The sequence below is a fragment of the Pseudomonas sp. 1121_17 genome, from assembly GCF_052850745.1.
On the sequence record NZ_VXCX01000025.1, the window covers coordinates 1 to 14,637 of the forward strand.

The 14,637-nt window shown below is 61.0% G+C and carries 11 protein-coding genes and 1 rRNA gene; 8 read left to right on the forward strand and 4 right to left on the reverse strand.

The genetic code is table 11. The features are described from left to right. Nucleotides 1–1,889 (reverse strand): retention module-containing protein (locus tag FW789_RS24185; protein ID WP_446432143.1); only part of this gene is annotated, 1,889 nt, incomplete at its 3' end. Nucleotides 1,890–2,190: 301 nt separating this feature from the next. Between FW789_RS24185 and FW789_RS24190 the strand changes: the two genes are divergently transcribed. The 4 genes from FW789_RS24190 to FW789_RS24205 all read left to right on the forward strand — a co-directional run bounded on the left by FW789_RS24190 (nt 2,191) and on the right by FW789_RS24205 (nt 6,552). Further along, nucleotides 2,191–2,499, forward strand: coding sequence for a hypothetical protein (locus tag FW789_RS24190; RefSeq protein WP_411562412.1), 309 nt, complete (start codon nt 2,191–2,193; stop codon nt 2,497–2,499). A gap of 82 nt (nt 2,500–2,581) precedes the next feature. After that, entirely contained in the window at nt 2,582–4,738 is a 2,157-nt protein-coding gene (locus tag FW789_RS24195) for a type I secretion system permease/ATPase (protein WP_150573727.1), read from the forward strand. Beyond that, nucleotides 4,728–6,104, forward strand: coding sequence for an HlyD family type I secretion periplasmic adaptor subunit (locus FW789_RS24200; protein WP_186701673.1), 1,377 nt, complete (start codon nt 4,728–4,730; stop codon nt 6,102–6,104). The genes FW789_RS24195 and FW789_RS24200 overlap by 11 nt, the downstream gene beginning before the upstream one ends. A gap of 106 nt (nt 6,105–6,210) precedes the next feature. Then, complete coding sequence (locus FW789_RS24205; protein WP_103435401.1) at nt 6,211–6,552, forward strand: tryptophan synthase subunit beta; 342 nt, start codon at nt 6,211–6,213, stop codon at nt 6,550–6,552. Between the two features lie 24 nt (nt 6,553–6,576). Here the strand turns inward: FW789_RS24205 and lapD are convergent, their stop codons facing one another. Both lapD and lapG read right to left on the reverse strand, forming a co-directional pair. Next, the gene (gene lapD / locus FW789_RS24210) at nt 6,577–8,523 is read right to left on the reverse strand and encodes a cyclic di-GMP receptor LapD (RefSeq protein WP_186701674.1); all 1,947 of its coding nucleotides are present in this window, start codon (nt 8,521–8,523) and stop codon (nt 6,577–6,579) included. Nucleotides 8,524–8,533: 10 nt separating this feature from the next. After that, nucleotides 8,534–9,295, reverse strand: coding sequence for a cysteine protease LapG (lapG, locus tag FW789_RS24215; protein WP_340613323.1), 762 nt, complete (start codon nt 9,293–9,295; stop codon nt 8,534–8,536). Between the two features lie 196 nt (nt 9,296–9,491). Here lapG and FW789_RS24220 point away from each other — a divergent pair, with 196 nt between their 5' ends. From FW789_RS24220 to FW789_RS24235, 4 genes are all read left to right on the forward strand, one after another. Then, entirely contained in the window at nt 9,492–10,184 is a 693-nt protein-coding gene (locus FW789_RS24220) for a GntR family transcriptional regulator (protein ID WP_103435404.1), read from the forward strand. A gap of 80 nt (nt 10,185–10,264) precedes the next feature. After that, entirely contained in the window at nt 10,265–10,768 is a 504-nt protein-coding gene (locus FW789_RS24225) for a sigma-70 family RNA polymerase sigma factor (RefSeq protein ID WP_186701676.1), read from the forward strand. A 4-nt stretch (nt 10,769–10,772) separates the two neighbouring features. After that, complete coding sequence (locus FW789_RS24230) at nt 10,773–11,741, forward strand: FecR domain-containing protein (protein ID WP_446432144.1); 969 nt, start codon at nt 10,773–10,775, stop codon at nt 11,739–11,741. 87 nt (nt 11,742–11,828) lie between these two features. Then, nucleotides 11,829–14,312, forward strand: a complete 2,484-nt coding sequence (locus FW789_RS24235; RefSeq protein WP_446432145.1) for a TonB-dependent siderophore receptor — start codon at nt 11,829–11,831, stop codon at nt 14,310–14,312. Between the two features lie 151 nt (nt 14,313–14,463). Here FW789_RS24235 and rrf read toward each other — a convergent pair. After that, nucleotides 14,464–14,579, reverse strand: a 5S ribosomal RNA gene (rrf, locus tag FW789_RS24240). Between the last annotated feature and the right edge of the window lie 58 nt (nt 14,580–14,637).

Here is a 14,637-nt window from a genome sequence, read left to right on the forward strand (position 1 = left end):
GCCTGCGGCGGATTGCTCAGCTGGAAGTTGAAGGTGAGGTTTGCATCACCTTCTTTAGCTGGCACAGCGGTAACAGCAACAGTCGTGGTGTCGATAGTGTCTTCGACGGTGACGGTGGTGGTTGCACCACTCAGGTCAACAGCCTCGAAGTTGCCGCCGTTCACTTCAGTAACGGTTGCAGTGACCTGGCTTGGATCGATGTAAACATCTGCGCCGTTGGTGTTAGGCACCAGCAAGGTGCCTTTACCCGAAGCATCGATATCAACGGTGTAGTTAGTACCACCGACGTTAACTGTCAGGGTGGTGGTGCTGCCAGCCTGAGGCGGGTTGCTCAGCTGGAAGTTGAAGGTGAGGTTTGCATCGCCTTCCTTCGCAGCTTCGGCAGTGACGGCCACGGTAGTGGTGTCGATGGTGTCTTCGACGGCAACGGTGGTAGTCGCGCCAGTCAGATCAACAGCTTCGAAGTTACCGCCGTTGACCGCAGTGACGGTCGCAGTGACTTCGCTGCCGTCTTTGTAGACATCTTCAACGTTGGTGTTCGGGACCTGCAGAGTACCTTTGCCGGAGGCATCGATATCAACGGTGTAGTTAGTGCCACCAACGTTAACGGTCAGGGTCGTGGTGCTGCCAGCCTGCGGCGGGTTGCTCAGCTGGAAGTTGAAGGTGAGGTTGGTATCGCCTTCCTTTGCTGGCACCGCGGTCACGGCAACAGTCGTGGTGTCGATAGTGTCTTCGACAGTGACAGTGGTGGTCGCGCCCGCCAGGTCGACGGCCTCGAAGTTGCCACCATTTACGCCGGTCACAGTTGCGGTAACCGAAGACGGATCGATGTAGACATCGCTGCCGTTGGTATTCGGGATCACCAGCGTGCCTTTACCGCTGGCATCAACGGTAACGGTGTAGTTGGTACCGCCCACGTTCACGGTCAAGGTGGTCGGGCTACCGGCCTGGGGCGGGTTGCTCAGCTGGAATTCGAAGGTCAGGTTAGGGTCGCCTTCTTTCGCAGGCTGGCCGGTTACCGATACCGTCGTGGTGTCGATGGTGTCGACGATCTGGGTGACCGCCGGAGTTGGGTTCGGCGTAACGACTAGGCCGCCGCCACCGGTGGTGCCGGTGATGGTTACAGAAATCTCGCTGCCATCGATGTAAGGCGTGTCGTTAGGCGGAATATCGACATTGACCGTGCCAGTGGTCTGGCCTGCGGTGATGACGATGACCTGGCCGTTGGAGAGTGTAATGGTCAGGTCAGTCAGCGGTGGTTGACCGACGGTTGCGGTGTAGACAATCACGCCGCCCGCTTCGGTGATCGATGGCGTAGCGGTCAATGTCACCCCGGTGGCAACCGGCGTGGTAACCGGCGGAGTCACAGTCGGAGCAGTCGGGGTGGCATCGTTGACGTTGGTATCGACAGCGCCGGTCTCCAGATCAGCGGCAAGCGTCTGGAAGCCGATTGGGCCGGTCGGGAAACCAATGGTCGGGTCGACCGCACCAGCGGTCTCCTCAAGCATTACAAAAGAGTGACCGCCACCCGCCGCACCACCGTTACCGGCTGCAGTCGGGCCCGCCGCCGTCGCTTCAAGCTCGGTGGTAGGGTCGAGACCAGCGGCGATGGCCTGTTGCAGTTCTTCGACCGAGGGCGCTGCCTGTGCGGTGGCCTGACTCAGATCGGTGCTGCTGTCCGGAGCGTCCGCACTCCACTGCGAGTCGCGGCCCAGGTCGAGCATGCGGCCATCGGCCAGTTCCAGGGTTACCGCGCCACCTGGGCCGGTCAACACTTGCTCGCCCGCCATCAAGCGGTCGCCTTCGATCAGAATGCGACGAAAGCCTTCTGGGGATATTGCGATGACCTGGCCAACAATGCTTTTGACGATGGCAACAACACTGCTCATTGGACTCTCCGGATCTAGCCAATCTATTGGCTTCATGCCTAGCAGGCTGAAATTGCTGCTAATGCAAGGTAACTTTTAATATAACTTTTTGACGTCAAATATATGTCTATTACTTTTAGCTATTAAGCATATGCCAAAGTATTGACCTAAACAGCGTCATCCTAAACAATCACACCGGTAATGTCACATTGATATTTTCATCACCCGCCAGCTGCCAGCGGCCTCCCGTAAAAAAACCGCTTAGGCCACGTATTCCGATGCCTTGCGCCATCTGACCTAGCAGCCAAAAGCGACCTGACCAATGATTTGGAACAAGGTTTGCAGACAACAAAAAAATAAAAAACGTGCCGTTGTTTTGACTGCTATAAGGCGGTGCTGGATTACAAGCATTGCGCATGCCAGGCTGACTGGAAAATGGTCCGAAAAACCATGGCCGGGCAGCCTGAATGATGAAGATTTCAATTATTCAGCCGATAAACACTCAATTGGCTGGTCTGCTAAACCGATGGCAATCCGATTGCTATCAAGCTGTACACTGGCCGGCTGTAGTCATCAGCCTGCCGTGCCTTATCGCGGGGTGGTCGCGCCCATGGCCATCAGTGCAAAATGACATGAAACCGCACGTGCACCGCCCGGCCGAGAGCCAGGGTGGGCATCATCCCAAACACCGCAAGGTCTGAAGAGAGCGCCGCGTGGAATCCGAAGTCAGTCGAGTCCAACTCAGTCACGATCCACGCAGCCAGCATGACGATCCTCTACTGGATAGCCTGCTGACCCTGTGTGTTCTGCACCAGAAGCCGGCCAGCCGGGCCATGTTGACCACTGGGCTGCCCTTGCCGTCCCAGCGCCTGAACGCCGAACTGCTGCCGCGCGCTGCCGCCCGGGCCGGCCTGCAGGGGCGCTTGCTGCAACGCAAGCTGGAGCAGATCCCGGCCATCGCCATGCCCGCCATGCTGCTGCTCAACGAGGGCCGCAGTGCGGTGCTGCTCGGTTGGGAAAACGACGACACCGCGCGCTTGCTGCTCAGCGAGAGCGACGGTGGCGAAGTCCTGGTCAGCCGCGAGGCGCTGCTGGGTGACTACAGTGGCAAAGTCTTCTTTGCCCAGCCACAGCACAAATTCGACGTTACCCACGGCAACCTGATCCCGCGTACCCGCTCGTGGTTCCGCGACACGCTGCTACGCAGCAAGTGGCTGTACATCGATGCAATCGCCGCCAGCCTGGTGATCAACATCATCGCTCTGGCTGCACCGTTGTTCGTGATGAACGTCTACGACCGGGTCGTACCCAACCAGGCCACCTCGACCTTGTGGGTGCTGGCCATCGGCATTGCCGGTGCCTACGTGTTCGACCTGGTGCTCAAGTTGCTGCGCAGCCTGTGCCTGGACCTGGCCGGCAAGAAAACCGACTTGATCGTGTCGGCCACGCTGTTCGAGCGCATCGTTGGCATGTCGATGAAGCATCGCCCGGCACGGGTGGGCAGCTTCGCCCAGAACATCCACGAGTTTCAGAGCCTGCGTGACTTCCTCGCCTCGCTGACCCTGACCAGCCTGATCGACCTGCCGTTCACCATTCTGATCCTGATCGTCATCGCTATGCTCGGCGGCCATCTGGTGTGGATCCCGATCATTGCCTTCCCGCTGGCATTGGGCATCGGCTATGCGCTGCAGAAGCCGCTGATGTCGACCATGGAGCGGACCATGGCGCTGGCTTCCGAGCGCCAGTCGAGCCTGATCGAAACCCTCGCCGGCCTCGATGCGGTCAAGGTCAACAATGCCGAGAGCGAGCGCCAGTACATGTGGGAGCAGACCCTGGGCACCCTCAGCCGCCTCGAGCTGCGGGTCAAGGTGCTGTCGGGCCTGGCAATGAATATCACCATGCTGATCCAGCAACTGGCTGGCGTGGCGCTGATCTGCGTGGGCGTTTACCAGATCATCGATGGCAACCTGAGCATGGGCGGCCTGGTGGCCTGCTACATGCTCAGCGGCCGTGCACTGGGCCCGCTGGGCCAGCTCAACGGCTTGCTGGCACGTTATCAGCAGGCCAGGGTAACCATGGTCGCTACCGACCAGATGATGGACCTGCCGCAGGAGCGCAATTTCGAAGAGCGCCCGCTGAGCCGCCAGGTACTGCAGGGCTCGATCGAGTTCCGCGGGGTCGACTTCACCTACCCGAACCAGCAGAACCAGGCGCTCAAGGGCATCAACCTGAACATCCGCCCGGGCGAGAAAATCGGCATCATCGGCCGCAGCGGCTCGGGCAAGAGCTCGCTGGCCAAGCTGATCGTCGGCCTGTACGAAGCAGACAACGGTTCGCTGCTGGTCGATGGCGTGGACATCCGCCAGATCGACGTCAGCGAGCTGCGCCACAACATCGGTTACGTGCCGCAGGATATCCAGTTGCTGGCCGGCACCTTGCGCGACAATCTGGTCAGCGGTGCGCGCTATGTCGAGGACGAACTGATCCTGCAGGCGGCTGAGCTGTCCGGGGTGCACGAATTCGCCAGGCTGCACCCGGATGGTTACGAGCTGCAGGTGGGCGAGCGCGGGCAGAACCTGTCCGGGGGCCAGCGGCAGAACGTCACACTGGGCCGGGCATTGCTGCTCAACCCGCAGATCCTGCTGCTCGACGAGCCTACCAGCGCCATGGACAACACTGGCGAAGAGCGCCTCAAGCAGCGCTTGCAGGCGTTTGTCGAACACAAGACCGTGGTTCTGGTCACCCACCGCGCCTCGCTGCTGTCGCTGGTCGACCGGCTCATCGTGATCGACCGTGGACAAGTAGTTGCCGACGGCCCGAAAGCCTCGGTCATGGATGCGCTGAAAAAGGGGCAGATCAGTGTCGCGTAAGTTGGATGTAAACGGCTTCAAAGAGAGCTTGCGCAGCTACTTCAAAGGCTCGGAGTCACTGGCCGGTGCGCCTTTGCCCGAGGTGCGCAAGTCGCTGGTCGAGGATGCGCCGCGGGTGGTGCGCATGACCATCTGGGGGGTGATCGCGTTTTTCCTGTTCCTGATCATCTGGGCCAGCTTCGCTCACATCGACGAAGTGACCCGCGGGGAGGGCAAGGCCATCCCTTCGTCCAAGCTGCAGAAGATCCAGAACCTGGAGGGCGGTATCGTTTCCGAAATCTTCGCCAAGGAAGGGCAGATCGTCGAGATCGGCCAACCTTTGCTGCGTCTGGACGAGACCCGCTTCGCCTCCAACGTCGGCGAGACCGAAGCCGATCGCTTGGCCATGGCCATGCGGGTCGAGCGCTTGAACGCCGAGATCGAAGGCCGTGCGCTGCAGATCGACGATGTTCTGCGCAAAGCCGCACCGCAACAGGCGAGCAACGAAGAGTCGCTGTTCCAGAGCCGCCGCCAGCAATTGCGCGATGAAATCGGCGGCCTTGAGCAGCAATTGGTGCAGCGCCAGCAAGAACTGCGCGAGTTCACCTCCAAGCGCGCTCAGTACGCCAACAGTCTGCAATTGTTGCGTCAGGAAATCGGCATGTCCGAGCCTCTGGTAGCCCAGGGCGCAGTGTCCCAGGTCGAGGTGCTGCGCCTGCGCCGTTCGGAAGTCGAGGTGCGCGGCCAACTGGACGCCACCTCTCTGGCTATCCCGCGTGCTGAAGCGGCGATCAAGGAAGTGCAGAGCAAAATCGAAGAGACCCGCGGCAAATTCCGCAGCGACGCGCTGACTCAGCTGAACGAGGCCCGCACCGAGCTGAGCAAGGCTACCGCCACCAGCAAGGCCTTGGATGACCGTGTCAACCGCACCCTGGTGACTTCGCCGGTGCGCGGCATTGTCAAGCAGCTGCTGGTCAACACCATCGGCGGTGTGATCCAGCCTGGCAGCGACATCGTCGAGATCGTGCCGCTGGACGATACCCTGGTGGTCGAGGCGAAGATCCTGCCCAAGGACATCGCCTTCCTCCACCCGGGCCAGGAAGCCACGGTCAAGTTCACCGCCTACGACTACACCGTGTATGGCGGCCTCAAGGCCAAGCTGGAGCAGATCGGTGCCGACACCATCACCGACGAAGACAAGAAGACCACCTACTACCTGATCCGCCTGCGCACCGACCGCAGTCATCTGGGTACCGACGAGAAGCCGCTGTTAATCATCCCTGGGATGGTTGCCACGGTCGACATCATGACCGGCAAGAAAACCATCATGAGCTACCTGCTCAAACCGATTGTCAAAGCTCGTGCAGAGGCGTTGCGCGAGCGCTGATCGGTAGCCGCAACAACGCAGGCCCACGCGAGTAGTTAGCTCAAGTGGGCCTTGTTGCCTATGCTGGCTAGTCAGAGCAGGGATTCAGGAAAATCGGAGGGATGTCATGTTCTACGTGCAACGCGACGAGAAGGGCCAGTTGCTGCGGGTGGAAGCCGCCGAGTTCGAGCAGTACCACGAGATGGTCCCTGCCGACAGCGCCGAAATCCAGGAGTGGTTTGCTGGCGATCAGGTTGAAAACAGCCTGAAGCAGCTCAAACAGAGCGACCTGGACATGATCCGTGTGCTCGAAGACCTGATCGAAGTGCTGACCACCAAGGGCGTGCTCAGCATCACCGACCTGCCGGCAGGCGCGCAGTCCAAGCTGCTCAACCGCTCCACAGCGCGCAAGTCGCTGGGCAGCCTGAACAGCCTGATCGACGAGGACGACACCAGCGGCTTGATCTGAGGGGCCAGCAGCGGCCCCGGGCAGTCAACGCCAGGGCGCGGGTTCACCCACCAGTTGCCCCTGAATACCCTGCACGCCCATCTCGCGCAGTACCTGCAACTCACCCTCGGTCTCGACCCGCTCGGCAATCAGCGGCAGGTCGATGCTGTGCGCCGCACGCTGAATGGCCTCGATGAACAGGCGTTTGTGCTGCTCGCGGTCGATGCTGCGGATATAGCTGCCGTCGATCTTCAGATAGGCCAGGCCCAGATGGGCAAGGTTGCCGATCATGCTGAAACGACCACCGAAGCGTTGCAGCGCCAGGCCGAAGCCCAGCGCATGCAGGCGGCGGGTCAACTGCTCCAGGGCGGCCTGATCGGGCAATTGCTCTTCAGCCAGCTCAAAGGTCAGGCGCGGCCCCAGCGCACGGTGCTGGGCCAGCAGATCAAACACCCGCTGCAGCGTTTGCGGGTCGGCCAGGGTTGCAGCCGACAGGCTCAGCGACAGCGACTCCTGATGACCTTGCACATGCTTGAGGACTTTCTCCAGCACCAGCAGGTCAAGCCGTGGCACCCAACCGAAGCGCTCCAGCCACGGCAGGAAGCGGCCCGCCGCCAGCGCCTCGCCCTGCTCGTCATGCAGCCGCGAGATCACTTTGTAATGGAGGATCTGTGCAGGCGCCTCGCTGGCGACCACGGGCTGGAAGTACAGCTCGAACTGGCCGCTGCTCAGGGCCTGATCCAACCGCGCATGCCAGGCATGATGGCTGTCTGCAGCCTGCGCCGCGACGCCCTGCTCCAGACACACCCAACCGGGTGCCGGCTGACTCTCGGCACGGGCCAACGCTTCGTCGGCCAGTTTCAACAAGGCTTGTGGCGCGTCACCCGGGTTGTACGGCGCCAGGCCAATGCAGGCGACCGGGTCGACATCACTGGCGCCGGTTTCGTGCAGGCTGTGCAAGGTAGCTTCCAGCGCCTGGGCCAGCTGGATCGCTTCTTCGTGGACCATGCCCGGCGCCAGCACTGCAAACTCACCGCCGCGGCTACGGGTGATCAGGTCATTGGTCTGCGGGAAGCTGGCACAGGTGCGGCGTAGCTGCTCACCTACTGCCTGCAGCAACTGGTCGGTGCGCTGTCCGCCCATGCGCGCGTTGAGGCCAGCCAGGTCCATCACCCGCAGCAACAACAGGTAACCGGCGCGGGCTTCTTCCATGTTGCTGACGCGGGCTGCCAGTTGCATCTCGAAGTAGCGCCGGTTGGCCAGCCCGGTCAGGCTGTCCTGATAGGACTCGGCCCGCAGCTTGTCGCTGCGCTCGGCCTGCTCGGTGAACAGCGCCTTGAGCTTCTCGACCATCTGGTTCATCGCCTGCACCACGCGGCGCAGCTCGGGGGTGCGCGGCAGCTCGGGCAGGCTGAGGAATTCGCGCCGGGCGATCGCATGCGACTGCTCGACCATGTAATCCAGCGGGCGCAGCTGCCGGCGCAGCAGCAATGCGCCAAGCACTGCACTCACCGCGCCACACAGCAACAGCCAGCCCAGGCTGCCCAGCGCGCTCTGCCACAGCTTGGCCAGGGCAAACATCGGGTGGCTGATCACTTCGACTCGCGCCGCCTGCTGCCAACCACGACTGACGATCGCGTCACCTCCCGCAGGCTCCAGGCCGATCATGCCGATGAACCAGGCTGGCACACCGCCGCGGTCAGGCTCGGCGTGGCGCTCGACCAACACCGCATTGGACTGCAGGTCGACCACCTTGATGCTGGAGTAATAGCCACTGTCGAAAATCGAGCTGACCATCAGCTCGACCATCGCCGGGTCGTCGATATTCGGCGTCAGCGACAAGGCCAGGGCGGTCGCCGCATCCTGAGCATGGGAACGCAGCTGGTTCACATACTGGCTACGTGAGCTTTCCAGGCTGACCATGAAGCTGCCACTGAAGGCAACGACGAGGAACAAGCAAATAGCTAGCAGCAATTGTTTGAACAGTGACATCGGTGCTCCTTCAGTAGACCGGCTCCGCCGGGAAGCCTTCGGCCTGCATTTTTTTCAGCAAATCCTGCCAGCGCGACAGGCGCTTGGTATCACCGACCTTCTTGTTGCCCGCCGCGCCTGTCAGCCACAGCCCTTCACCATTGAAGGAATACACCGGCAACAGGTCGGTACGCTGGCTGGCCGGCTTGATCGCATCCATCAGGCTGTCCAGTACCAGCGGCTGCGCCTGTGGGTTGGCATAGTAGGTCAGGACCATGTGCGCGCGGTTCTGGCGTAATGCCTTGACGTAGGTAATGCGCAGCTTGTCACTGGCAATGCCCATACGCCGCAGGCTGAAGTACTTGGCGATGGCGTAGTCTTCGCAATCGCCAGCGCCTTTGAGCAGAGACTGGATCGGGGTAGCCCAGTAATCGACCTCATGCCACAGGTCGATATCCTCGGTGTAGCGCAACTGCTGGTTGAAGAAGCGGTTGACCACTTGCAGACGCTCCAGCTCACTGCCCTGCCGTTGCGTGGCCAGCAGGTTCTGCCAGGCATCGATGCGTTCCTTGCCTGCACCTAGTGCCCCATATAGCTTTTGCGCGCGCTGGCTGATCTGGGCAAAGTCCCAATCCGCATGCAAGCCGCCCAGCAGCATGCATGCCAGCAAGGCAGCAAGGCCGAGCCGACGCATGACAACACTGAGCACGCTGGGTATCGCCACTGCGAAGACCTGTGCAGACCAATCGGGAGCCGCGATGGTGCGGCCTGTGGCGGGAAAAGACAATGGCACCTTGCAATCACTGCGCGCTGGATCAATAACAGCCCGAATGTCGCACCGGCTTCCCCTCGGCATGGACTTCCTTCACCATAGCCGCCTCCCGGTAACACGGGCGGCAAAACTGTTTTGTCACCCTGGTTTGACACCCCTCCAGCAAGCACCTAACTTGATTGGATCCAATACCGCCAGTTGTAGAGGCAGACGCCCCGTGGCTGAAAAAATCAAACTGTTGTCTGCCGTGCTTGGCAACGAGCAAGTCCCGGCACATCTGGCTCGCGGTGTCATTGAAGAACGCTTGCGTAGCGCGATCATCGACGGACGCCTGCCTCCTGGCACTGCCGTACGCCAGCAAGAGCTGGCGACCCTGTTCGGCGTCAGCCGGATGCCCGTGCGCGAGGCGCTGCGCCAACTCGAAGCGCAGGGTTTGCTGCAAGTGGTGATGCACAAGGGTGCGGTTGTGGCTCCGCTGATCGGTGAGGATGCCGTCGACAGCTACGCCCTGCGCGTACTCCTTGAGTCGGAGGCACTGCGCCAGTCGATTCCGCTGCTGGAGGCCACCGATATCGCTCTCGCCCGCAGCTACATCGAGCAACTGGAAAACCAGACCGGGCACGCCGAGATCGGCCGCCTCAATCGTTTGTTGCACATGAGCCTGTACTGCAAGGCACACAATCAGAAACTACTGCGCTTGATCGACGGCGAACTCAATGAGGAAGAACGCTTCCTGCGCTTTCACCTGTCTGCGATGGGCTTGGGCAAACTCACTCAGGACGATCACAACGCGTTGGTCGATGCGGCCAGTGACAAGCGGGTGGATGACGCGGTCGAGATCCTCGCCGAGCATTTGAATAAAGGCGCCCGTACCATTCGCCGCTATTTGGATGCTCAGCAGAGCAGCTGACATTGCGGTTGCAAAATCAGCGCTGACCGCAAACAATGAGACTAATTATCATTCATGCAGCAGTGCTGGCGGCGTATTTCATGTCTTCCCAAGACTCCGTGCACACGCTCTACAGCGAACATCACGGCTGGTTGCACAATTGGCTCCGGAGCAAGCTGGGTAACGCTGCCGATGCCGCTGACCTGGCGCAAGACACCTTCGTGCGCCTGCTCCAGCGCCGCGACCAGTTGCAGCTGAATACCCCACGAGCCTTTCTGCGCACGGTCGCCCGCGGCCTGGTCATCGACCACTGGCGCCGCGAAGAACTGGCCCGCGCCTACTGCGAGGCGCTGTCGCATTTGCCGGAAGCGCAGGCACCTTCGGCAGAAACTCGCGAGCTGCTTCTGGAATTGCTCGAGCGCATTGCGCGCATGCTCGATGGTTTGAAACCGAAGGTTCGCCGCGCGTTTCTGCTGGCCCAGTGCGAAGGCCTGAGCCACAAGGCGATTGCCGAGCAGATGGGCATCTCGCTGCGCTCGGTCGAGCGTTACATCGCCGACGCGCTCTACCACTGCTATCAACTGCGCTACGAAGACGAGCTGTAGATCGATGAGCGCTGCGCAGCCTTCGGCAACCGTCGTCAAACAAGCGATCCAGTGGATGCTGCGGCTGCGCGAAAGCGGGCCAGATCAGCGTTTGCAGCGCAAGTGTGAACAATGGCGCGAGGCCCACCCGGAACATGAACGCGCCTGGCAGCGAGTGCTCAGTCTGCACCAGGATCTCGACCTGCGCGCCATCCCCGGCGCAGGCCTGGCGCTGCATACACTGGAAACCAGCGAGCGCCGCCTGCATCGCCGCCAAGCGTTGAAGCTACTGGGGGGAGCTGCGCTGATTGGCTCCGCGAGCTGGCTGAGCAAGGACCTGCAGTTGCTGACTGACTGGCGTTCCGACTACAGCACTGGCACTGGCGAGCGGCGCAGCGTCACCCTACCGGACGGCTCGCTGCTGCAACTCAACACACGCAGCGCTGCCGACCTTGCCTTTGATGCCCGCCAGCGCTTGATTCGCCTCAACCACGGCGAACTGATGCTGACCTGCAGCGACGCTCAAGCCAACGGCCGACCGCTGCTGGTGCAAACGCACGACGCTTTGCTTGAAGGCCTGAATGGTCGTTTTACGGTGCGTCAGCGTGACGACTGTACACAGGTGAGTGTCAGCGCCGGCCAGGTAGCGCTGCATGGCCCTGGCCCGTCTGCTCTGCACTGGCTGAGCAGCGGCCAGCACTGGTCGATAGACGCGCATGGGCCCCGCGTGGTCGAGCAGCCAGACATGGACGCGGCCGCCTGGGCTGACGGCCTCATCGTGACTGGCAACATGCGCCTGGCGGACTTCGTCGCCGAGGTGGCCCGCTATCGACCCGGGTTTCTCAGTTGTAGCGACGACGTGGCCGATCTGCGCTTGTCCGGCGTGTACCGCCTGGCAGACACCGATGCGTTGCTTGAGCTACTGCCGCAGACGCTGCCGGTGCGCCTGCATCAACGCACACGCTGGTGGGTGCGGCTGGAGCGGGCAGCCTGACGCCAGTTTTTTTGGCGGGAAGCGCTGACACGTCCGGCTTGGACAGTAAGCACCTTCACCTGCCCTTAATCAGCCTACGGATCCCTCATGCCCGGCCAGCGTTCACCACACCGCATCAACGAGAATGATTTTCGACCTGTCTTGAATTCAGCCCATCTCGGCAGAGCCATACGCGCCGCCTTGTTCGGCACTGCATTGGGCCTGGCCGCTGTCGCGCCCCTGAGCCAGGCAGCAGAAACCGCCAGTGCCTCCCAGCAGTACAGCATCGCCGCGGGCAACCTCGATGATGTGCTCAATCAGTTCGCTCGCCAGGCTGGTATAACACTGTCGAGCACCCCGCAATTGACTGCCGAGCTGCAGTCACCTGGCCTGCAAGGCGCGTACTCGACCAACCAGGCACTGCGCCAGTTGCTCAACGGCACGGGCCTGCAAGCTGACAGCAGCGATGGCAGCCGCTATGTACTGCGCGAGCAAGCCGCAGACGCTGCGCTGGCCTTGCCTGACACCGATGTGCGCGGTTTCGCCCTCGGCAACGCGCTAGGCAGCATGGAGGGCTACAACGCCACCCACAGCCAGATCGCCACCAAGACCAGTACGCCTATTCTGGAGACCACCCAGTCGGTGTCAGTGGTTACCCGCCAGCAAATGGACGATCAGGGCTCGCAGACGGTTGCCCAGGCCATGCGCTACACGCCCGGGGTGCTGACCAACCCATATGGCGCCACCCACCGCTATGACTATGTGGCCATGCGCGGCTTCAACGATGGCTCGGTGGATAACATCTATGTCGACGGCTTGAAGTCGATGGGTGATAACGGCACCTACAGCACCATGCAGGTCGATCCGTATTTCCTCGAGCGTATCGATATTCTCAAAGGGCCCTCCTCGGTCCTCTACGGCCGCAGCTCGCCAGGCGGGCTGGTTGCGCTGACCACCAAGAAACCGACCTTCGAGGCCTTCCATCAGGTTCAGGCAACCGTCGGCACCCAAGGCCAGCGCGGCATGGGCTTTGACTTGAGCGGGCCGCTGGATGACGACAAGCGCATTGCCTACCGCCTGACCGGCCTTGCAGATTCGGCTGACACCCAGTTCGACCACAACAAGGAAGAACGCTACGCCATCGCCCCAGCGATCAGCATCGACTTCAACGAGGATACTTCGCTGACCTTGCAGGCCTACCTGCAGAAAGATCCCAACGGCGGCTACCACGGCGGCCTTCCTGCTTCTGGCGTGCTGCACAAGCGCAATGGTCAGCGGCTGTCAGATCACTTCTTCGAGGGTGAGCCGGGCATCGACAACTATGAACGCACCCAGCAGTCGTTCAGTTATCAACTGGAGCACCGCTTCAACGATGTGTTCACCGCTCGGCAGAACTTCCGCTACCAGGATTCCGACGTTTCGATGGATCAAGTCTACTTCGCCGGCTGGGGCGCGACCGAAAGCAACATCATGAACCGGGCCTACACCGGCGGCGACGAGCGCCTGCATTCGTTCATCATCGACAACATGCTGCAGGCAGAATTCTTCACCGGGGCGGCCAAGCACACCTTGCTGCTGGGTACCGACTATCAGCGGCGTAAAGCCGACGTAGCCTGGCGCTATGGCAGCGTCGACAGCCTGAATGCGGCCAATCCGCAGTACGGCAGCGGCAACTTGCAGGTACTGGGTGAAAACAACTACACGCGGCGCCTGCAGCAGACCGGTGTATACTTGCAGGACCTGGTCGAGCTCGACCAGTGGCGCTTCTCACTGGGGCTGCGCCAGGACTGGGTCAAGGTCTCCGAAGAAAACCGTGACAGCGACACCCGGGTCAGTGACGACCGTTCAAGCTTCACTACACGCGCAGGTGTGCTCTACCTGTTTGAAAACGGTATCGCTCCGTATGTGAGCTATTCCGAGTCGTTCAACCCCAATACCGTTTCTGATCAGAACGGCCGGCCTCTGGCTCCGACCGAGGGCACCCAGTGGGAAGCCGGGGTCAAGTATCAGCCGCCGGGTAGCGACAACCTGTTCACGGCCTCGGTGTTCCGTATCGAACAGGAAAACCTCGCGTCCAAGCAGCCCAACGAGGAGTTCTACCGGGCAGTTGGCCAGGTGCGCTCACAAGGCCTGGAACTGGAAGCGCATGTGCAGGTGACCGATAACCTGAAGCTGCTGGGTGGCTACACCTTCACCGACATCGAGTACGCCAAGTCGATGCCTAGCCTGGCTGCGGCAACTGTAGACAACAAGGGCAACTCGCCGACGCAGGCGCCCAAGCAGATGTTCTCGCTGTGGGCCGACTATGACTTCCGCCAGGGCGCTCTGGATGGGCTTAGACTGGGCGGCGGCATGCGCTATGTGGGGTACAGCTGGGTAGATGCTGAAAACAGCATGAAGGTGCCCTCCTACACCTTGTTCGACGCTTCTATCGGTTACGACCTGGGTAAGGTCGGCCTCAAGGGCGTGGATCTGCGCCTTAACGCCAACAACCTGACCAATGAGAGCTACATCGCTTCGTGTGCCAGCCTGAGCTACTGCTACATGGGTGAGGAACGCAATGTCAGCGCTACCGTCAGCTATCAGTTCTGACCGCACTGGCTGAAAGCCAAAAGGCCCGCTCCTGGATTCAGGAGCGGGCCTTTTTATTGGGCTGTTGTCTTGATCGGGTCTGACAGCAAAGCAGTCCGCCGAGAAAGACAAAGCCCCTGTCAGCAACGCTGACAGGGGCTTTGAATTTGAATCTTGACGATGACCTACTCTCACATGGGGAGACCCCACACTACCATCGGCGATGCATCGTTTCACTGCTGAGTTCGGGATGGGATCAGGTGGTTCCAATGCTCTATTGTCGTCAAGAAATTCTGTGTGCCGAACCGTCGGTAGACGTGTCAGCGAAACTTGAGTCTCTCTACTT